Origin of the sequence: Arthrobacter sp. GAS37, from assembly GCF_044908325.1 — a bacterium.
In the GTDB taxonomy this organism is placed as follows: domain Bacteria; phylum Actinomycetota; class Actinomycetes; order Actinomycetales; family Micrococcaceae; genus Arthrobacter; species Arthrobacter ramosus.
In genome coordinates, this window is record NZ_JBIYDB010000003.1 from 1 (window position 1) to 18,841 (window position 18,841).

At 64.2% G+C, this 18,841-nt stretch carries 18 protein-coding genes; 6 read left to right on the forward strand and 12 right to left on the reverse strand.

Going from position 1 to position 18,841, the window contains the following annotated elements; all coding sequences use genetic code 11:
• From ABH924_RS03675 to ABH924_RS03685, 3 genes are all read right to left on the reverse strand, one after another.
• A partial coding sequence (locus ABH924_RS03675; protein ID WP_404496977.1) for an ABC transporter permease occupies positions 1–626 on the reverse strand: 626 nt, incomplete at its 3' end.
• Between the two features lie 64 nt (positions 627–690).
• Positions 691–1,686, reverse strand: coding sequence for a substrate-binding domain-containing protein (locus tag ABH924_RS03680; protein WP_234753190.1), 996 nt, complete (start codon positions 1,684–1,686; stop codon positions 691–693).
• Between the two features lie 170 nt (positions 1,687–1,856).
• A complete protein-coding gene (locus ABH924_RS03685; RefSeq protein WP_404496979.1) occupies positions 1,857–2,867 on the reverse strand; it encodes a LacI family DNA-binding transcriptional regulator in 1,011 nt (336 codons plus the stop codon).
• Between the two features lie 158 nt (positions 2,868–3,025).
• On the opposite strand from ABH924_RS03685, the gene ABH924_RS03690 reads away from it, so the two are divergent.
• The gene (locus tag ABH924_RS03690) at positions 3,026–4,204 is read left to right on the forward strand and encodes a Gfo/Idh/MocA family protein (RefSeq protein ID WP_404496981.1); all 1,179 of its coding nucleotides are present in this window, start codon (positions 3,026–3,028) and stop codon (positions 4,202–4,204) included.
• Positions 4,201–5,220: a sugar phosphate isomerase/epimerase family protein gene (locus ABH924_RS03695; protein ID WP_404496983.1), complete on the forward strand. Its 1,020-nt coding sequence runs from the start codon at positions 4,201–4,203 to the stop codon at positions 5,218–5,220. The genes ABH924_RS03690 and ABH924_RS03695 overlap by 4 nt, the downstream gene beginning before the upstream one ends.
• A 76-nt stretch (positions 5,221–5,296) precedes the next feature.
• Here ABH924_RS03695 and ABH924_RS03700 read toward each other — a convergent pair whose 3' ends face one another.
• Positions 5,297–5,617 carry a hypothetical protein gene (locus ABH924_RS03700; protein ID WP_404496985.1) on the reverse strand — a complete coding sequence of 107 codons (321 nt, stop codon included), beginning with the start codon at positions 5,615–5,617 and terminating at the stop codon, positions 5,297–5,299.
• 184 nt (positions 5,618–5,801) lie between these two features.
• Here ABH924_RS03700 and ABH924_RS03705 point away from each other — a divergent pair, with 184 nt between their 5' ends.
• The 4 genes from ABH924_RS03705 to ABH924_RS03720 all read left to right on the forward strand — a co-directional run bounded on the left by ABH924_RS03705 (position 5,802) and on the right by ABH924_RS03720 (position 9,740).
• Complete coding sequence (locus ABH924_RS03705) at positions 5,802–7,046, forward strand: hypothetical protein (RefSeq protein WP_404496987.1); 1,245 nt, start codon at positions 5,802–5,804, stop codon at positions 7,044–7,046.
• 197 nt (positions 7,047–7,243) lie between these two features.
• A complete protein-coding gene (locus ABH924_RS03710; protein WP_234753186.1) occupies positions 7,244–7,624 on the forward strand; it encodes a metalloregulator ArsR/SmtB family transcription factor in 381 nt (126 codons plus the stop codon).
• On the forward strand, positions 7,621–9,330 hold the full coding sequence (locus tag ABH924_RS03715) for a SulP family inorganic anion transporter (RefSeq protein WP_404496989.1): 1,710 nt from the start codon (positions 7,621–7,623) through the stop codon (positions 9,328–9,330). Before ABH924_RS03710 ends, ABH924_RS03715 begins: the two co-directional genes overlap by 4 nt.
• On the forward strand, positions 9,330–9,740 hold the full coding sequence (locus ABH924_RS03720; RefSeq protein ID WP_404496991.1) for a hypothetical protein: 411 nt from the start codon (positions 9,330–9,332) through the stop codon (positions 9,738–9,740). The genes ABH924_RS03715 and ABH924_RS03720 overlap by 1 nt, the downstream gene beginning before the upstream one ends.
• Positions 9,741–9,790: 50 nt before the next feature.
• Here the strand turns inward: ABH924_RS03720 and ABH924_RS03725 are convergent, their stop codons facing one another.
• The 8 genes from ABH924_RS03725 to ABH924_RS03760 form a co-directional block, all read right to left on the reverse strand.
• Complete coding sequence (locus ABH924_RS03725) at positions 9,791–10,663, reverse strand: sugar phosphate isomerase/epimerase family protein (RefSeq protein ID WP_404496993.1); 873 nt, start codon at positions 10,661–10,663, stop codon at positions 9,791–9,793.
• A gap of 8 nt (positions 10,664–10,671) precedes the next feature.
• Positions 10,672–11,685, reverse strand: coding sequence for a Gfo/Idh/MocA family protein (locus ABH924_RS03730; RefSeq protein ID WP_404496995.1), 1,014 nt, complete (start codon positions 11,683–11,685; stop codon positions 10,672–10,674).
• 31 nt (positions 11,686–11,716) lie between these two features.
• Entirely contained in the window at positions 11,717–12,628 is a 912-nt protein-coding gene (locus ABH924_RS03735) for a sugar phosphate isomerase/epimerase family protein (RefSeq protein ID WP_404496997.1), read from the reverse strand.
• Between the two features lie 10 nt (positions 12,629–12,638).
• Positions 12,639–14,150 (reverse strand): CoA-acylating methylmalonate-semialdehyde dehydrogenase, encoded by a 1,512-nt coding sequence (locus tag ABH924_RS03740; protein WP_404496999.1) that lies wholly within the window; start codon positions 14,148–14,150, stop codon positions 12,639–12,641.
• Positions 14,151–14,200: 50 nt separating this feature from the next.
• Positions 14,201–16,129 carry a 3D-(3,5/4)-trihydroxycyclohexane-1,2-dione acylhydrolase (decyclizing) gene (gene iolD / locus ABH924_RS03745; protein WP_404497390.1) on the reverse strand — a complete coding sequence of 643 codons (1,929 nt, stop codon included), beginning with the start codon at positions 16,127–16,129 and terminating at the stop codon, positions 14,201–14,203.
• Positions 16,130–16,149: 20 nt separating this feature from the next.
• On the reverse strand, positions 16,150–17,079 hold the full coding sequence (locus ABH924_RS03750) for a deoxyribose-phosphate aldolase (protein WP_404497000.1): 930 nt from the start codon (positions 17,077–17,079) through the stop codon (positions 16,150–16,152).
• Positions 17,076–18,110, reverse strand: coding sequence for a 5-dehydro-2-deoxygluconokinase (gene iolC / locus ABH924_RS03755; protein ID WP_404497002.1), 1,035 nt, complete (start codon positions 18,108–18,110; stop codon positions 17,076–17,078). The genes ABH924_RS03750 and iolC overlap by 4 nt, the downstream gene beginning before the upstream one ends.
• Before the next feature lie 210 nt (positions 18,111–18,320).
• Positions 18,321–18,725, reverse strand: coding sequence for a tautomerase family protein (locus ABH924_RS03760; protein WP_404497004.1), 405 nt, complete (start codon positions 18,723–18,725; stop codon positions 18,321–18,323).
• Between the last annotated feature and the right edge of the window lie 116 nt (positions 18,726–18,841).

Sequence of the window (18,841 nt, forward strand, 5' to 3'; positions counted from 1 at the left end):
GCGACCAGGATGATCCAGAAGAACACCGTGATCTTCACCTCGACCCCGCCGATGCTGATCGAGGACGCGAACACCGCATGGGCCGAGTCGAACCCGTCCAGCTTGGAAATCGACGGGGAAGACACGGACCCCCCGATCAGGCGGGTCAGGGCCAGGTTCAGGCCCGTGAGCATCAGGAACGTCGCCAGGGTCACGATGAAGGACGGCAGTTTCGTCTTGACCAGGATCCAGCCGTTGATGAAACCGATGCCGAGCGAAACGACGAGCGCCAGCACGACACCGACCCAGGCGTTCATTGAGAAATACCAGCTGAAGAGGGAAGCGGTGAGCGCCGAGGAAATCACGGCGACACCGGTGGAGAGGTCGAACTCGCCGCCGATCATCAGCAGGGACACCCCTACCGCCATGATCCCGATCGTCGAGGAACCATACAGGACGGTGGCGAGCGCGTTCGGCTGGGTGAACGTCTGCGACACCGAAGCGAAGAAGATGAAGAGGACAACGGCCCCCACGAGGGCGCCGACTTCGGGCCTCCCCAAAAACTTCTGGACCGGGCTCCGACGTCCGATCCGCTCATCGCCAGGGGCCGAAGCCGGCGCCGGCGGCAGGGTTGCTGTGTTTGCCATAGGAAGAACTCCTTGTTGGTCAGGCTGCGCGGCGGTCGCCCGCCGCGCAGCCAGAATCCTGGATCTAGCGGACGCCCTGCTGGGCGAATTTGAGGACGTCGGAAGCGTTGGACTTGTCCACGATGGTGGGACCGGTCAGAACGGGCTGGCCGCCACCGAGCTTGAAGCCGCCGCGCTTGGCCTGCCACAGGGAGTCAACGGACATGTAGCCCTGGAGCCACGGCTGCTGGTCCACGGTGAAGATCACGGAGCCATCAACGATCTTCTGGGCAAGGTCCGCGTTCAGGTCGAAGCTGGCAACCTTTGCCGAGCTGCTGGCGTCCGTGACCGACTTGAGGAGCGTGAGGGTGATCGGTGCGCCCAGGCCGATGATGACATCAGCGTCCTTGGCTGCTTGGAGCTTCGCAGTCGCGGTGGATTGGACCGACGTCATGTCCTTGCCGTCGACGTAAAGGATTTCCGTTCCGGGCACTTTCGCCTTGACACCGGCACACCGTGCCTCAAGGCCAACGTGGCCTTGCTGCTGGATCACGCAGACCGGGTGCTTGAAGCCTTGCGATGCGAGCTTGGTTCCAACGGCCTCGCCTGCGAGCTTCTCGTTCGAGCCGAAGTGGGTAAACGCCCCGAGTTGCGCCGAGACGCTCTCGCCCGCGTTGAGGCTCACCACGGGGATGCCGGCGTCGGTGGCCTTCTTGAGGACGTCCTTGAGGGCATCCGGAGTGGCAAGTGTGACGGCGATGCCGTCAACCTTCTGGTCGATGGCCTGCTGGACGAGCTGGGCCTGGCGCCCAGCCTCGGGGTCGCTTGTGTAAAGGAGGTCGACGTTGTCCTTCGCGGATGCTTCCTCAGCACCCTTGCGGACGATGTCCCAGAATGTGTCGCCGGCCGCTGCGTGGGTGATGAGCGCCACCTTCATGCGCGGAGTGCTTACGGCTTGTCCGCCTCCGGCGGCATTGGCACTGTCAGCTGGCTTCCCGCCTTGGCTGGAACAAGCACTGAGAGCCATCATCGGAACGACGGCCGCCACAAGTGCCGCCTTCCGCCAGGAAAACTTCTTCACGATTTATCTCCTTTGATAGGGGTTACGGCGCCTGCTACTCTGCAGGAGCTCAAAGCCCTCTACACAGATCATGGTGACTAGCCTCACAGATGTCAATACTTTGTCCTGACATTAGGATGTTTTTACGTGAGACGGTTACGTGATCCCGTGCGAACACCGTCAGATCGGGGCTAGGGAGCCGGTCGGGCCGTGGTACTTCGCACAACCAGGACGGGATCAATCAAGGTGCGCTCGGGCTTGATTGCGGGGTCTTCAATCCTCGCGAGCAGCCTGTGCGCAGCGTCGATGCCGACGAGGTCGCTTCGGTTGTCGACGGAAGTGATGTCCAAGTACCTCGACTTGGCCAGCGGGGAATTGTCATAGCCGATCACCGAAATGTCGCCGGGCACGCGAAGGCCCCTGGCCTTGAGGACGGCGAAGGCGCCCACGGCCATGGTGTCGTTGGCCGCGAAGATCGCCGTCGCGTCCGGATGGTGGTCCAGGAGCCAAGAAGCGGCGGCGTAGCCGTCTTCCTCCGAAGTACCTTCGGACTCGGCTATCAGGAGTTCGACGCCGGCCGCCTGGATCTGCCGCCGGAAACCGGCACGCCGGTGGGCTGACGCGCCGTCGGACCCTGAGAGATGGCCGATGCGGGTATGACCGAGCCCCAACAAGTGGTTAGCGGCCATGCCGCCTCCGCCGTCGTCGTCGTTCGTTATGAGGTCGGCACCGGCCGGCACCCCCTTGCGCCACCCGGCCACCACCGTGGGCACCCATGTCCGGTCCAGCATGGACTCGCTCGGTTCTGCGGCGATGACAAGCGCGTCAACATGCATGGCAAGAAGTCCGTCGGCTGCTTCCTTGATGCGGTTCTCGCCGGGCCGGGAGTCGGCCAGCGTGACGTGGTAGCCGAGCTCCGAAAGTACCGACTCCATTCCCCTGAGGAGATCGACGAACCAAAGGTTCCTGTAGTCGTCAATGAGCAGGCCAATACTCTTGGTCCGATTGCTCGCCAGCGTGGTGGCGGCCCTGCTGGGACGGTAGCCGAGCTCAGACATGGCCGACTGGACAGCTTGGCGGCGCTTGTCACTGACCCTTTCCGGCGACTGGAGGACCAAGGACACCAACGACGGCGAGACGCCGGCATGTTTGGCAACGTCATAGATGGTCGGGCGGCGGGATTTAGGACTTGTCGCACTCACGATTCGGGGAACCTTTCCACTCTGTTGTCAAGGGTATTCGGAGGACATTGACAGGACATACTCACATGATTAGGATTTGAGTCCAGTGCTAAATTGTAGCGCTCCAAAATGCCGCAAGGGGTGTTCGGCACCCAGGCTTAATTTCGAAGGAGAAATCAATGGCTGAGAGCCTAGGGGTCGCCGTCATCGGCGCAGGAATGGCCGGCAAGGCCCACGCGGCGGCCTACCGCGCAGCGTCCGCCCTTTACAGCCCGGTGCTTCCGCCGGTGCGCCTCGTGTCCATCGGCGATGTGAACGCAGAGTTCGGGTCCCTCGCCGCCCGACGTTTTGGCTACGAACGCAATGACACCTCATGGCAGGCGATCGCGGAAGCCGACGACATCGACGTCGTGAGTGTCGTCATCGCGAATTCCCACCACCGCGAGGTGGTCAAGGGACTCCTGGCCGCAGGAAAGCATGTCCTCTGCGAGAAGCCGCTGAGCGACTCGATCGAGGACGCCCGCGCCATGGCGGAAGCCGCCCGCAACGCTTCCAGCATCGCGCGCATCGGCTTTACGTTCCGCCGCACGCCCGGCATTGCCTACATCCGCGACTTGATCCGCACCGGCGTCCTCGGCAAGGTGCTGCACTTCAGCGGACGCTACTGGACCGACTACGGCTTCAGCCCGTCGGCTCCCATGAGCTGGCGCTACAAGGGCGGCCCCGGTTCCGGCGCGCTGGCCGACGTCGGAAGCCACCTGGCCTACGTCTCCGAGTTCCTGTGCGGCGACATCAAGTCCATCAGCGGCGGGCGCCTCAGCACCGTCATCGACAAGCGCCCCCTGCCGCTCGCCGCCGTGATTGGCCACGACCACGCCGCTGTCAGCGACACCTTTGAGGCCGTGGAGAACGACGACTACGCCGCCTTCAACGCAGAGTTCGAGAACGGCGCCGGCAGCTTCGAAGTTTCCCGCGTTGCCGCCGGCCACGCCAACAGCCTCAACTTCGAAGTGTTCTGCGAGAACGGTGCAGCCAAGTTCGACCAGCGCCGCCCCTCCGAAATCCAGCTGTTCCTCAACGATGGCTCCGGCAACGAGAACGGCTACCGCCAGGTCATCCTCGGCCCGGGCCACCCCTACATCGCCGGCGGCCTCGCAATGGACGCCCCCGAGGTTGGCTTCGGCCAGAACGACGCATTCGGCTACCAGGCCCGCGCGTTCCTCGAAGAGGTTGCCGGTTTGCCGGAATCCGAGTCGCTCCCCCGCTGCGCCACGTTCGACGAAGGCGTGCGAAACATGGAGCTGCTCGGCGCTGTCACGGAATCCGCACTCAACAACGGAAAGACCATCACGCTATGAAACTCGGCGTCTACAACGCAATCCTGCACGACAGGCCGCTTCCTGAAGCCCTCAAGGTCATCGCGGATCTGGGTCTGACGGGCATCGAGATCAACACAGGCGGGTTCCTGCCTGCCGTCCACGTGCCCACCATGGACGACATCCTGGTTTCGGATGCCGCGCGGGACGACTACCTGGGCATCTTCGAGGGGACCGGCGTCGCGATCGCAGGACTGAACTGCAACGGCAACCCCTTGCACCCGAATCGCGAGATCGGCGAGAAGCATGCCGAGGACATCCGCCGCTCCATCCGGCTTGCAGAGCGTCTCGGCCAGAACCGGGTAGTGACCATGTCCGGCCTGCCTGGGGGTGAGCCTGGAGCCACCGTGACGAACTGGATCGTCAACGCCTGGAACTCGGCGGCTTTGGATGTGCTGGACTACCAATGGGACGTCGCGGCGAAGTTCTGGCGCGAGACCGACCGCTTGGCCGCTGACCATGGCGTCAAGATGGCCCTCGAACTGCACCCGCAGAACATCGCGTTCAACACCGCCGACGTGCACAAGCTCATCGAGCTCACGGGAGCTACCCATGTGGGCGTTGAACTGGATGCTTCGCACCTGTTCTGGCAGCAGATGGATCCGGTAGCCGTGGTCCGCGAACTCGGCCCGCTGGTTTTCCAGGCAGCCGCGAAAGACGTCCGCGTCAATACCGAGAACGCCGCCCTCTACGGCGTCCTCGACAACAGCTTCCGTCGCCTCTCGCCGGACGAAAGCCGCACCAACCTCGGCGGAGATGAGTGGGCCAACGAGTGGCCCAAGAACTCCGCGTGGGACTTCGTGGCGCTCGGCCGCGGGCACGATACCGCCTACTGGACCGAGTTCCTGCGTGCCCTGCATGAAGTGGACCCGAACATGCTGGTCAACATCGAGCACGAAGACACTTCCTTGGGCCGGATCGAAGGGCTCGAGGTCGCCGCCAAGGTCCTGCGGGACGCCGACGCAGCGCTCACGGCGTCGCTGAACGTGACGGCTTAGGAACTAGTCGCGACACCACGGAAATTGAGAGGGAGGGTCGGGTTTCCCGGCCCTCCCTCTCAATTTTCACACCGATTCACACCGGGCGGTCGATTTCCACGAGAGTCAGTGCGCCGATGACCATCATTGCCATTCCAATCCCTCCAGAACCTACGAAGGTGAATTCTTTGGCGCGGGTACCTGGCTTCAGGAACGTGCTCAGTGAAAGCCCGAGCACCAGGAGGCCAGCGCCTGCTGCGGTCATGCTCGCTGAGGCTTTACGAACCGGGTAGCTGTCTGTCCACAGGGCAGGCAGCGCTATCGCGATCACAATAATTAGCATGCCCAGCAATGCCGTAAGCGCCGTGATGGGACGGCGCCGTAGCTCACTGATGGAAAAACCGTTCTGTTCGACCATGTGCGGGCATCTCCTGGAGTTTCTTCTTCGTTCGTATTATTTGCCCTTGGGGGCCACCTACTTGACATCTCTCGTGGCTATCCTCTGAGCGTCCGAGGGCATCCACGCCCTCTAAATTTCGGGGGGAAATTTGAGACTACGCAATCAAACTCGTCTTTTTGCCGTAACGCTTGGGACCATAATTTTGGCTGCAGCTGCTGCCATCCCGGCGAACGCCAACATCACTGTTCAATCACATTCCGGGGACAAGACAATTGTACCGGCATCGAAAAAGGAAAAACTCGGAGTTCCGACCACAATCTACGACGCGCTCAAGTCAGTGCAGAGGGAAATCAACTCCCTGACTGAGTTCAACCACTACGAATGGGATGAGTCAGCGGCTCGACTGGTTGTACACCACCGCGGAGGAGCGGACAAGATTGCCAAGACCTTGAGCAGCGCAATGCCAACAAGGGATTTCGCTCTTGCCGAGGACAAGTATTCAGTTAGGGAACTACGGGCGGAAGCCGACAGGATCGTCGCTGCGTATCCAACAGTCGATGGTGCCGCCGTGGTCTCGGCCGGTCCGACGAAGAACGCCGACGGTATCGTTATCCAAACTCAATCGGGACCACAACGGCTGTTAGAGACCCCGGCAGACTCGTCTGTCGAGTCTGTCTACCCTCTCATCGTTGAGGAAGGCCCGCGGGCAGAACCGATTGACCGCCAATACGACCCATCTCCACCGCACTGGGGCGGCGCTCTCATGAGTCGACCGACAAGTCCGGGAAAAGCAAGCATCTGCACCACTGGATTCGGTGTCGGCTACATGAGCGGGACGACACTGGTCACCAAGAATCTGACTGCCGACCATTGCGGACCTACGGGAGCCGTTTGGCGCACCGGCAACTACTCGGATTCATCAATACTTGGAGCCTTCGCAGACACCAATAGCGGTGGATCCGACTTAAAGCTGATCAGCACTCTTGCTGGCAGCGCAACGTCATTCGGCGGTGTTATCTATGACGGACCCACCAACAGCAACACAGGCTTGGGAGTCAAGGGAGCGGTACCCCCAATCCTGAATGACTATTGGTGCTATTCCGGGTCCCAGTCGGGGATGATTTGCAACAATAAGGTCACGGAAATCAACAAGAGCGTCTGTTACGGCTTCGCTGGACGTGGGCCTTGCTATGGCCAGATGGCAATCTCTGTCCAGCAGGACGGCATTTCCGCGGCCGGCAACGGCGACTCCGGAGGGCCCGCGGTCGCTGCACGTAACGGTTACGCATATTCTGCAGGCATCATTAGCGGAATTCGCAGCGGTGGCAACAACTGCCAAGGCGCGCCTGCGACCGAAACACGGAAGTGCAGCGCAACGGTCATCACCGCTCCAGTCCAGGCATTCTTCAACGCCAATCCCAACTATGGAATATTGACCAACGGGTAGCATCGCTTCTCAGGGCGCTGAAGGCGACGACGCTGGAACCTGCAACAAGCCAGCGTAACGAGAGAGCCTCATCCGAGATTCGGAGAGGCCCTCCTTGTGTTGGCACGCAGGGCTTTCTGTTCCCGCCCTTGCTACACTGGATGATGAATCCATAAAATAGTCAAGCAACGGTTTGTGCTGGCGGGCAGGGAGCAGTCATGGAAGAGTTCGCGGATTTCCGGGCACCGCTGTACGAGGTGAAGGCCAATCTGTTCAAGGGGCTGGCCCACCCGGTCAGGATCCGGGTACTGGAGCTGCTGTCGGCGGCGCCCGAAGTCTCAGTGACAGAGCTTCTGGCCGCAACGGGCCTGGAGGCGTCGCACCTGTCCCAGCATCTGTCGGTGCTGCGCCGATATCAGCTCGTCAAGGGAGAGCGACGGGCGCTGCAGATGTTCTACACCTTGGCGTACCCGCAGGTCGCGGAACTCCTCTCCGTGGCGAGACTGCTGCTCAACGACATGCTGCACACCACCCGGGCGCAGCTTGAGTCCTCAGAAGCGACTGCACCCGCGTCAGCCGCAGCGGCCGGCACCCGATGAAGATCCTGGTCGCGGCCCGGGCCTTCCTGCCCGCGCGGCAGGATTACGCGCTGTTGCCGCGTACCTGGAAAGGAGACCTGGTTGCCGGGGTCACCGTCGGCATCGTCGCACTGCCGCTGGCCCTCGCGTTCGGTGTCAGCTCCGGCGCGGGTGCGGCCAGCGGACTGATCACCGCCGTAATCGCCGGCGTGATCGCGGCCGTTTTCGGCGGTTCCAATATCCAGGTCTCCGGACCTACCGGCGCCATGGTCGTGGTTCTAGGCCCGGTCATCGCCGCCCACGGGCTCGGTGCACTGGCCGCTGTCTCGGTCCTTGCCGGGGTGATAGTGGTCGCCGCCGGGCTGCTCAAACTCGGGCGGGTCGTGACGCTCCTGCCCTGGCCGGTGATCGAGGGCTTCACCGTCGGAATCGCAGTCATCATTTTCCTGCAGCAGGTCCCTGCTGCGTTCGGCACCAAGCCCGGGCCCAGCAGCAACGCCGTCATCTCGGCCATCCAGGCCATCGGCACCGTGTCACCAGCCTCGGTTCTTGCTCCGCTTGCCCTGGTAGCTCTGGTGGCGGTGATCATGGTTGCCTCACCGCGGATCCATCCCCGGATCCCGGGCTCGCTCATCGCGATCATCATCGCCACCGTGGCCGCGCAGCTCCTCGACCTGCCCGTGACCCGGATCGGCGCCCTGCCCGATTCCCTGCCGGCCCCCATGATGCCTTCCCTGGACCTGGCGACGATCACCGCGCTGGCCGGGTCCGCGGCCACGATCGCGGCCCTGGCCGCGATCGAGTCGCTGCTCTCGGCACGGGTCGGGGCGTCGATCTCCGATACCGGCCCCTACGACGCGGACCGTGAGCTCCTGGGCCAGGGCCTGGCGTCCGTCGCGTCCGGATTCTTCGGCGGCATGCCGGCCACGGGTGCCATCGCCCGCACCGCGGTGAACATTCGCTCGGGCGGCCGGACACGCCTCGCCGCCATCACCCATGCGCTGGTCCTGCTGGCCGTGGTGTACCTGGCCACCGGCCCGGTTTCCCGCATCCCCCTTGCCGCGTTGGCCGGGGTGCTGATGGTCACCGCTACACGCATGGTCTCCCTCAAAACGCTGCGCAGCGTGATCGGATCAACCCGCGCCGACACGGTCGTGTTCTTCGTCACCGCACTGATCACCGTGTCCTTCGACCTGATCGAGGCCGTGGAAATCGGGATCGCGGCCGCCGCCTTCTTCGCCCTGCGTGCCCTGGTCCGGTCCAGCGGGGTGCACCGGGAGGAAATCCCCGGCCCGGTCCACGAAGGCGACGAGCACATCGCCGTGTTCCGGCTCGACGGCGCCCTGTTCTTCGCCGCCGCCGAACGCGTCCTGGAGAGGGTCAGCGCCATCCGGAACGTCGACGTCGTGATCATCCGCATGTCACAACTGCAGATCCTGGACGCAACCGGGGCCAGAACCATCACCGACATCGTCCAGGCCCTGGAACGCCGCGGAATCACCGTGCTGATCAAAGGAATCCAGGAGCGCCACCTCCGACTCGTCACCCAGGTGGGGGTCCTGGACTCCCTTCGCCACCACAAACACCTCTTCACCGAACTAGCCCCCGCCGTGGAACACGCCCGAAGCCACGTCGCCCGCGCACGCACCGCCCGCAACCCCGGCAAGAACCCGCAACCGGTCCAGCCGCAGGCGACCCCACAGACGCCAACCTTGAAAGAAGACTAATGCCTTCCTTGAACGAAACCAGCGCCCGTATCCGGGCCGCCCACCTGCTCGTGCGGTCCACCGAAGAGTGGGACACCCTCTCCAAAGAGTTGCTCCGGGCCTACGATCTCAAAGACATCGACAAGATCGAGATGCTCCGCGAATCCTTCCTTGCCGCCTGGAAGTCGGTCGCTCGCAACCTCCTCACCGACACGCTAAACGCCATCGATATTGCCGTCACACCGGCCGTTCACCCTTGGGGCATCGCCACCCTGGAAACCGCCGGGCGCAGCTGCGAACCGCTGGTGTCCTCCCCGGGAGAACTCCCCGCATTTCCCAAAACAACCACCGTTTACGGCAGGCCGCGACTGCTCAGCTTCGAGGAAGTTATGGCCGAATACAACACCTGCCTGGCATCCCTGCTTCGGTAGCCGGGACAAAGGGAGGTGGCAAGGAATCGCCGCCTCCCTTTCAGGCGCCCCTACTGGGCCTTGGCGATGTACTTGCCCATGGTTTCCAGCTGGTAGCGGGACACCTCGTTGGCGTTATCGTCCTCGGCGAAGACGCTGGACACCATGACGGTGTTCTCCCTGTCCAGGAAGCCGATTTCCTTGAGTCCGGCGAAGAACTCGTCCCAGTTGACGTCGCCGTCGCCGATCTTGAGGTGCTGGTGCACGCGGACGGCGTTGCCGGGTGGGTTGGTGATGTAGCGCAGCCCGTGGGAGCCGTGGTGATCCATGGTGTCGGACACGTGGACCAGGCGCAGCTTGTCCCCCGCCGCCCGCATGATGTCGAGCGGCTTGTTGCCCATGTGGAAAGTGTGGGAGGCAACGTAGACCATGCCGATGTTGGGCGAGTTGACGCCACGGATGACGCGCAGGGCGGCGAGTCCGTCCTCCACGAAGTCGTCCGGGTGCGGATCGATGAGGACGTCCAGGCCCTCACGCTCGATGATCGGAAGAAGCTCTTCCATGGAGCGGTAGAAGGCCCTTTCGGACTCCTCAGCCTTCTCCGGCCGGCCGCTGAATTCGGTGTTCATGGTCTGCACGCCAAGATCGACCGTGATCTGAATGGCACGCTTCCAATAGCGAACGGCAGCCTCGCGTGCGTCTTCATCCGGCCCGGACCAGCGCAGCACGGGAAGCACCGAGGCGATCTCGACGTCGGCGCCCTTGCAGGCCTTCTTCAGCTGGCCGACCAGTTCGTCGTCGGCCTTGGGGTGGTTGAAGAACGGGATGAAGTCAGCGTGCGGGGTCAGCTGGAGGTATTTGTAGCCGAGATCGGCGGCTAGCCGCGGAAATTCCAGCAGATTGTGGCTGTGGTGGAACGGGGTGGGATCGAGGGCAATCTTCATCGTCACTCCTACTTGTACAGTTCAGGCTTGGTGTTGAGCTGTACCGCGACCTTTTCGCCCGACTTCTGGGCATCGACGCCGGCTTCGCAGCAAGCAGCGGTGGCGTAGCCATCCCAGGCGGTGGGACCGCCGATTTCGCCGCGGTGTGCCGCGTCAACCCAAGCCTGGACCTCGACGTCGTACGCGGCACCGAAGCGCTCTTCGAAACCAGGGGTGACCTTGCCGCCCCAGCGGCCGGCGCTGCGGACGTAAGGACCGCCGTCGCCGCCGATGCTCACAATGCCGTCCTCGAAGGACGCCTGGGTGGCGACTTCGTAGCCGAACTTGGCGTTCACGTAGATTTCGACGTCGGCCAGGACACCGGATTCGGTCTCGATCAGGACGTGCTGGGGATCGTGCTGGCCGTTGGGGGCGTTGCGCGTGGCCTTGCCCAGGCGGACCTGCACGGAGGTGATTTCCTCGCCGGTGAAGAAGCGGATGGCGTCGAATTCGTGGACCACGGAGTCGTTGATGAGCATCTCGTTGGTGAAGCCCGGCGGGGTGGTCGGGTTGCGGTGCTGGTGGTGCAGCATGAGCAGCTCGCCGAGTTCACGGTCGCGGATCACGGAACCCAAAGCGGCGTACTCGGCGTCGAAGCGGCGCATGAAGCCCACCTGGATGCGCTTGTGGCCGAGTGCCGTTTCGGCCTGGACAACCTTCCAGGCACTCTCGGCATCCGGAGTCAGCGGCTTTTCGCAGAGGATAGGGAAGCCCTTCTCCAGCGACTTGTAGAGGATTTCCTCGTGCAGGAAGCCCGGGGTGGCGATCAGCACGGCGTTGACGTCGCCGTTGTTGAGGGCCTCTTCGGCGCTGGCGAGGGCGACGGCGCCGTCGATCCCTGCGATGGCGGCCTGCGCGCGGGCGAGGTCGACGTCGACGACGGCGGCCACTTCGGCGCCGTGGATGCGGGTGCTGAGCCGCTTGATGTGGTCGGCGCCCATGCGGCCTGCGCCGATGACGGCCACGCGGAGAATGTCAGTCAATGTTCTGTCCTTAGGTATCTGGGCTGCTGTGCTACTGCACAGTAGTGCGGGAGCCGCACGAGAGCAGGTAGTTGCGGGTGCGCTTGGCGATGGGCATGGGGACGTCGAAAGACACGGGGTACATGTCCTGTTCCACGATGCCAAAGATCGGGCGGTTGAGTCCTTCAACGGCTTCGATGACTGCACGCAGGTCCGGGAGGCCGTTCGGCGGTTCGGTCATGACACCGGCCAGGTTGGCTGCCGCCCAGGTCATGTTTTCCTCGTTGACCTGTCTCAGGATGTCCGGGTTGATCTGCTTCAGGTGCAGGTAGCCGATGCGGTCCGGGTAGTTCTTGATCAGTTCCAGGCTGGAGGCTCCGCAGTATTCCGCGTGTCCGGTGTCCAGGCACAGGTTCAGGTACTGGGGATCGGTGGACGCCAGGAGCGTTTCGATGTCCGCCTGCGCCCCGACATGTGAATCGGCGTGCGAGTGGAACTGCTGCTTGAGGCCGAAGTCTTCCAGCAGGGTTTTGCCCAGACGGTTGTGGCCGGAGAACAGGTCGCTCCAGGCTTTCTCGGTGAGCTCCCCGCTCTCCACTGCTTCCCCGGTGACGTCGTCGCGCCACATGGCCGGGATGACCACGATGTGCTCGCCGCCCATGGCGGCCGTGAGCTCGGCTACCTTACGGGCAGGTTCCCAGGCGGTCTCCCATTGGTCCAGCCCGCGGTGGAAGGCCGTGAAGACCGTTCCTGCCGTGACCTTGAGGTCGCGCTGCTTCAGTTCCTCGGCGAGGCGGGCGGGATCGTTCGGCAAGTAACCATAGGGGCCAAGTTCGATCCACTTGTAGCCGGACTCGGCCACTTCGTCCAGGAAGCGCTCCCAAGGGGTTTGCTTGGGGTCATCCGCGAACCAGACGCCCCAGGAGTCCGGGGCCGTGCCGATGATGAGTTTGTTCTCTGTCATTGCGGGATCCTCAGTTGGAGGGGAAGTTGTAGGAGGCGCCGGAGGCGTGGGTGGGTTCGGGCCAGCGGGAGGTGACGACCTTGCCGCGGGTGTAGAAGGAGACGCCTTCGGGGCCGTAGATGTGCTTGTCGCCGAACAGCGAGGCCTTCCAGCCGCCGAAGGAGTGGTAGGCCACCGGGACCGGCAGGGGCACGTTGATGCCTACCATGCCCACGGTGACGGAGCGCTGGAACTTGCGGGCGTTGGCGCCGGAGGAGGTGAAGATGGCGGTGCCGTTGCCGTAGGGGTTGGCGTTGATCAGCCTGATGCCTTCGTCCAGGTCCTCCACCCGCACGACGACGAGGACGGGTCCGAAGATTTCCTCGGTGTAGGCGGTCATTCCGGTCTTGACGTGGTCGATCACGGTGGGGCCGACCCAGAAGCCTTCCTCGTGGCCGGGGACCACGAGGTCGCGGCCGTCCACGACCATCGCCGCTCCGGCGGCTTCGGCTTCGGTGACGATCCGCACGATGCGTTCCTTGGAGGCCGGGGTGATGACCGGACCCATTTCGGCGTCGGGCTCGGCGCCGTTCTTGACCTTCACCGCGAGGGCGCGTTCCTCGACCTTCTTGACCAGCAGCTCGGCGGCCTCCCCGACCGCGACCGCGACGGAGATGGCCATGCAGCGTTCCCCGGCGGACCCGAACGCGGCCGCGGCCAGGTGGTCGGCGGCGTTGTCCAGGTCGGCGTCGGGCATGATGATCGCGTGGTTCTTCGCCCCGCCCAGGGCCTGGACCCGCTTGCCGTGCCGGGTGGCGGTTTCGTGGACGTACCTGGCGATCGGGGTGGAGCCGACGAAGGAGATGCCGTCCACGTCCGGGTGGGTCAGGAGCCCTTCGACGGTTTCCTTGTCGCCGTGCAGGACCTGGAACACGCCGTCGGGCAGGCCGGCCTGCTTCCACAGCCTGGCCAGCAGCATCGAGGCGGAAGGGTCGCGTTCGGAGGGCTTGAGGATGAACGCGTTGCCGGTCGCGATCGCCATCGGCGCCATCCACAACGGCACCATGACGGGGAAGTTGAACGGCGTGATGCCGGCGACGACGCCGAGCGGCTCGCGGAAGGAGAACACGTCGATGCCGGTGGAGACCTGGTCCGAGTAGTCGCCCTTGAGCAGGGTCGGGATGCCGCAGGCGAACTCGATGACTTCCAGGCCGCGGCCGATCTCGCCCTTGGCGTCGGAAATGACCTTGCCGTGCTCGGCCGTGACCAGGGCCGCGAGTTCGTCCACGTGCGCGGCGACCAGCTCGCGGAACTTGAACAGCACAGCGGTGCGCCTGGCCAGGGAGAAATCGCCCCACTTTTCCGCCGCGGCCTTCGCCGCGGCGACCGTCGCGTCCAGATCGGCCCGGTTCGCGAGCCGCAGCGTTGCGGTCACGGCGCCGGTCGCCGGGTTGTAGACCGGCTGGCTGCGGTCGCCGGAGCCGGCGGTTTCAACACCGTTGATGAAATGCTTGATGGGGGTCATGGTGGTCGTCGTCGACATGTGCGGACTTCCTTGTCTGTGGCTTTGAAGAGGTCTGAAGCTTGAGGGGGTTAGCCGAGCAGCTTGCGCTGGCGGTTTTTGTGGTCTGTGTACGTCTGGTAGGCCTGCTGGGTGGATTCGAGTTCGGAGACCTGCGAGACAGGAACGTCCCACCAGGATTCGGAGCTCGGGGCGTCCAGCAGGGGATCCGATTCGACGTGGATGACGATCGGTCCACTGTCTTCCGGTGCCGCTTTCGCGTCGCGGATGGCTTGTTCGAGTTCGGCGATGACCTTCTCGCCCGGTTCGATCCGGATCACCTTCGCGCCGAGGGACTCGGCGTTGAGGGCCAGGTCGATGGGCAGGTTCTCGCCGGCGTCGAAGGAGTGCTGTTCCTTGTCCAGGACCCGGTACTGGGTGCCGAAGCGCTGCGAGCCCAGGGATTCGGAGAGCGAACCGATGGAGGCGTAACCGTGGTTCTGGATCAGGACGACGATCAGTTTGATGCGTTCGGCGACGGCGGTGACCAGTTCGGTGTGCATCATCAGGTAGGAGCCGTCCCCCACCATGACCACGACGTCGCGGTCCTTGCCGCCCGCGGCGGCCTCGGCCAACGCGGCGCGCTTGACACCCAGGCCACCGGGGATTTCGTAGCCCATGCAGGAGTAGGCATATTCCACGTGGTAGCCGAACGGATCCCGGACGCGCCACATCTTGTGCAGGTCACCCGGCAGGGAACCGGCGGCGCAGATGACAACGTCCTGCTCATCCATGGCCCGGTTGGTGGCGCCGATGATCTCGTTCTGGGCCGGGAGCGGGGTGTGGCGGGTGTCGAAGGCTTCGTCCACGATGCCGTCCCAGCGCTTCTTCTCGTCCGCGATCTTCTGCTCGAGGTCCGCGCCGACACGGTAGCCGCTGAGCACCTGGTTCAGCTTGACGAGGGCCTTGCGGGCGTCGGCGACGATCGGCAGCACCGTGCCGTGCTTGTACGCGTCGATCGCCGCCACGTTGATGTTCACGAACTTCACGTCGGGGTTCTGGAAGGCAGTCCGCGACGCCGTCGTGAAGTCCTCGTAACGGGTACCGATGCCGATGATCAAGTCAGCTTCGGCAGCGATCGCGTTCGCCGCCGTCGTGCCCGTGGAGCCGATGGCTCCGAGCGAGAACTGGTGGTCCCACGGCAGGACGCCGACGCCGGCCTGGGTGTTGCCCACCGGGATGCCGGTCAGTTCGACGAACTTGGCGAGTTCCTCGTTGGCGAAGGCGTAGAGGACGCCGCCCCCGGCGATGATGAGCGGCCGCTTCGCGGCACGGATGGCTTCGGCGGCGCGGCGGATGTCGTCGTCGTCGGCTTCGGGGCGGCGGATCCGCCACTCACGCTCGGCCAGGAATTCTTCCGGGACATCCAAGGCCTCGGCCTGGACATCCTGCGGCAGCGAAATGGTCACGGCGCCGGTCTCGGCCGGGTCCGTCAGGACGCGCAAGCCGTGGTGGAACGCCGAGAACAATTGCTCCGGACGGGACACCCGGTCGAAGAACTTGGACAGCGGACGGAAGGCGTCGTTGACCGTGATGTCGTAAGCGTAGGGCAGCTCGAGCTGCTGCAGCACCGGGTCGGCCGCGCGGGTGGCGAAGGTGTCGCTCGGCAGCAGCAGCACCGGCAGCCGGTTGGTGGTGGCCAGGGCCGCACCCGTCAGCAAGTTCGAGGAACCCGGGCCGATCGAGGTGCTGATCGCGAAGGTCTGCCGGCGGCGGGTGTGCCGGGCGTAGCCGACAGCCTGGTGCGCCTGGGCCTGCTCGTTGCGGCCTTGGTAGTACGGCATGATCGCCGGATCAAGCTGCTGGTACTGCTTGAGGGCCTGGCCGACGCCGGCGACGTTGCCGTGTCCGAAGATCCCGAAGGTGCCCGGGATCAGGCGCTCCCGGTACTCGCTCCCGCCGATGGTGTCCACCGTGTACTGCTTGGACAGGAACTCGACAACCGCCTGGGCGACCGTCATTCTGCGCGTTGACATTACTCTTACTCCGATACTTTCGCAGGTGTCTTCAGCAGCTCTGTCGTCTTCAAGAGCGAGGCGGCGGTGGCCACGGCTCCGGCAACATCCCCGTCGGCCGGATACAGAAGGGTCCGTCCCACAGTCAATCCTTGGACTCCGGGCAGGGCAAGCGCTGCCTGCCAGCTGGCGAAGACCTCATCCTGGCCCGCATCCGGATCTCCGCCCAACAAGACTGTGGGCAGCGTGGTGGCGGCCATGACGCGTTCCATCTCCGCCACGACCGGGAGCTTCATCCAGGTGTAGGCGCTCGTGGAACCCAGGCCCTGCGCAATCGCGACCGACTTGATCACGGCGTCCGGGGAAAGATCGTTGCGGACCTTGCCGTTCGCCTCACGGACGGACAGGAAAGGCTCCACCATCGCGATGAGCTTGCGCGCGGCGAGGGAGTCTACGGCTTTGGCTGTGGCTTCCAGGATCGACGCCGTGTCCGGGTCCCCGAGGCAGATCCGGGTGAGCATCTTCCCGCCATCGGCACCGAGGGCGTCCAGGGCGGCTGCGGTGTGGCCCGTGAAGCGGTCATCGATTTCGTTGACCAGCCCGGCGAGGCCGCCGCGGTTCATCGAGCCGAAAACAAGCTTGCCCTCGAGGGCGCCGAGCAGGAGCAGATCGTCCATGATGTCCGGCGAGGCCAGGACACCGTCGACGGCGGGATTCGCCAAAGCGATCTGCAGCCGGTCCAAAAGGTCGCGGCGGTCCGCCATGGCCACCGGGTCCGAACCGACGCTCAGGGCGCCGCGGGCCGGGTGGTCGGCGGCCACGATGAAGTTCTGGGTCCCGTACTTCAGGCCCGGGTGGCGGCGACGTGCGGCAGCGGCGCGGGCAACGGCGTCGGGATCTTCAAGCCGGATGGCACTGAGGTGCTCGTAACGGCGGGGGTCATCATTGAAGCTCAACGTGTTGCTCCTTCGGAAACTGCTGCGTGGGAAGCTGCTGCGTCGGTGCCGGCGGCGCCGGCCGGGGTCAGGCGGCCGCGTTCGGCGAGCAACGAGGTGACTTCCTCCGGCGTCGGCATCGCGTCGGCGCACGAGAGGCGGGAGGCGACGATCGCGCCTGCGGCATTGGCGTAGTCCAGGATCCGGGCCAAAGGCCAGCCGGACAGCAGGCCGTGGCAGAAGGCGCCGCCGAAGGAGTCGCCGGCGCCCAGGCCGTTGACGGTCTCGACGGGAACGGGAGCGGAGACAACGCGTTCGGTGCGGGTTTTGGCCATGACGCCTTCGGGGCCGAGCTTGACGACGGCGATCTCGACGCCGGCGGCCAGGAGGCGGTCGGCCTGCTCGTCCGGGGTTCCCTCGCCCACTGCGACGGCACATTCCTTGTCATTGCCGATGGCCACCGTGACGTGCGGGAGGATCTTGGCGACCTCTGCCCGGGCCTCATCCTCGGACGCCCAGAACATGGGGCGGTAGTCCAGGTCCAGGATGGTGTACTGGCCCTCGCCCAGTCCGGTGCGGGGCCGGGCTTCGTGCGCCGCGAGGTGGGCGGAACGGCTGGGCTCCTGGCAGAGGCCGGTCACGGTGGACCAGAAGATACCGGCGTCCTTGATGGCCTCCAGGTCGAGTTCCTCAGCCTTGATCTGCAGGTCCGGCGCCGTCGGGAAACGGCCGTAGAAGTACAACGGGAAGTCGTGCGGAGGCTGGATAGCGCAGAACGTGGCCGGGGTCTGAAGGCCCGGCACCGGGGTGACGAATGCGTCGTCGACCTTGAACTTGCGCAGCTCGCGGTGCAGGTAGATGCCGAAGGGGTCATCACCCGTTCGCGTAATCACGCCGGAACGGCGGCCGTGGCGGGCGGCGGCAACAGCCACGTTGGACGGCGAGCCGCCAAGATACTTGCCGAAGGACTGCACGTCCTCCAGTCCCACACCGATGTCGTTCGGGTAGATATCAACGCTGATGCGCCCGATGGTGAGCAGTTCGTGGGTCACGGTGATCGCGGACCTTTCTGTAGTGAACTCTTCTTGCGGGACGGTGAGAGCTCCGGTGCTTTTGCCGGCCCGCAGTGAGCGGGGCCACAACCACTACTTTGCACCAGAATTCATGTCCTGTCAAAGGTTTGTACTGACATATTTACAACGAAACGTAATGGCCTAAACCACGCGGTGAGTTGGCCTTGAATCCGCCCCGAAACGCCGGAGTTACCGCGCGGGAACGGAAAGCTCGCCAGTGACATACTGGGCGCGGCCAAAGCCGAAGGACCAGTCATCGGCACTGTTTTCGACGTACCCCAGGAAGACATCCTCACCGGCGACACCTATCTCGCCGAGCCCGGCGGCGATGGCGGCGAACAGGGACTGCTTGGCTTCGCGACTCCGCCCGCCCTGGGTGAATATCTGGATCATGACCACGCCGGTACTTCGTTCGAAACCGAGGCCGGCATCCTGCGCAACAATCTGGCCCGCGGGATGCTCCGTGATGATGTGGAAGTAGTCGCGCTCGGGAATGCCGTACTCGGCGAGGATGGCATCGTGGATTCGCTTGCTAAGGTCACCAAGCTGCTCTGGTGTGCGGCCTTCGTTGACATCAATGCGGACGAGGGGCATCTGCTCTCCTTGAATAGTTTGTCCTGACATACTAACAAACTATCGAATCGCGTCACAAGAGGGCGGCCCTGACGCCCCTCCCACATCGACGCTCGCTCACATATCCGGCCTTAACC

What these genes read in the sequence shown, in the direction of transcription:
- ABH924_RS03690 (WP_404496981.1), top strand. Translation starts at nt 3,026, where the DNA reads ATGGCTGAGAGCCTAGGGGTCGCCGTCATCGGCGCAGGAATGGCCGGC.
- ABH924_RS03695 (WP_404496983.1), top strand. Translation starts at nt 4,201, where the DNA reads ATGAAACTCGGCGTCTACAACGCAATCCTGCACGACAGGCCGCTTCCT.
- ABH924_RS03700 (WP_404496985.1), bottom strand. Translation starts at nt 5,617, where the DNA reads ATGGTCGAACAGAACGGTTTTTCCATCAGTGAGCTACGGCGCCGTCCC.
- ABH924_RS03710 (WP_234753186.1), top strand. Translation starts at nt 7,244, where the DNA reads ATGGAAGAGTTCGCGGATTTCCGGGCACCGCTGTACGAGGTGAAGGCC.
- ABH924_RS03715 (WP_404496989.1), top strand. Translation starts at nt 7,621, where the DNA reads ATGAAGATCCTGGTCGCGGCCCGGGCCTTCCTGCCCGCGCGGCAGGAT.
- ABH924_RS03720 (WP_404496991.1), top strand. Translation starts at nt 9,330, where the DNA reads ATGCCTTCCTTGAACGAAACCAGCGCCCGTATCCGGGCCGCCCACCTG.
- ABH924_RS03725 (WP_404496993.1), bottom strand. Translation starts at nt 10,663, where the DNA reads ATGAAGATTGCCCTCGATCCCACCCCGTTCCACCACAGCCACAATCTG.
- ABH924_RS03735 (WP_404496997.1), bottom strand. Translation starts at nt 12,628, where the DNA reads ATGACAGAGAACAAACTCATCATCGGCACGGCCCCGGACTCCTGGGGC.
- ABH924_RS03740 (WP_404496999.1), bottom strand. Translation starts at nt 14,150, where the DNA reads ATGTCGACGACGACCACCATGACCCCCATCAAGCATTTCATCAACGGT.
- iolD (WP_404497390.1), bottom strand. Translation starts at nt 16,129, where the DNA reads ATGACGGTCGCCCAGGCGGTTGTCGAGTTCCTGTCCAAGCAGTACACG.
- ABH924_RS03760 (WP_404497004.1), bottom strand. Translation starts at nt 18,725, where the DNA reads ATGCCCCTCGTCCGCATTGATGTCAACGAAGGCCGCACACCAGAGCAG.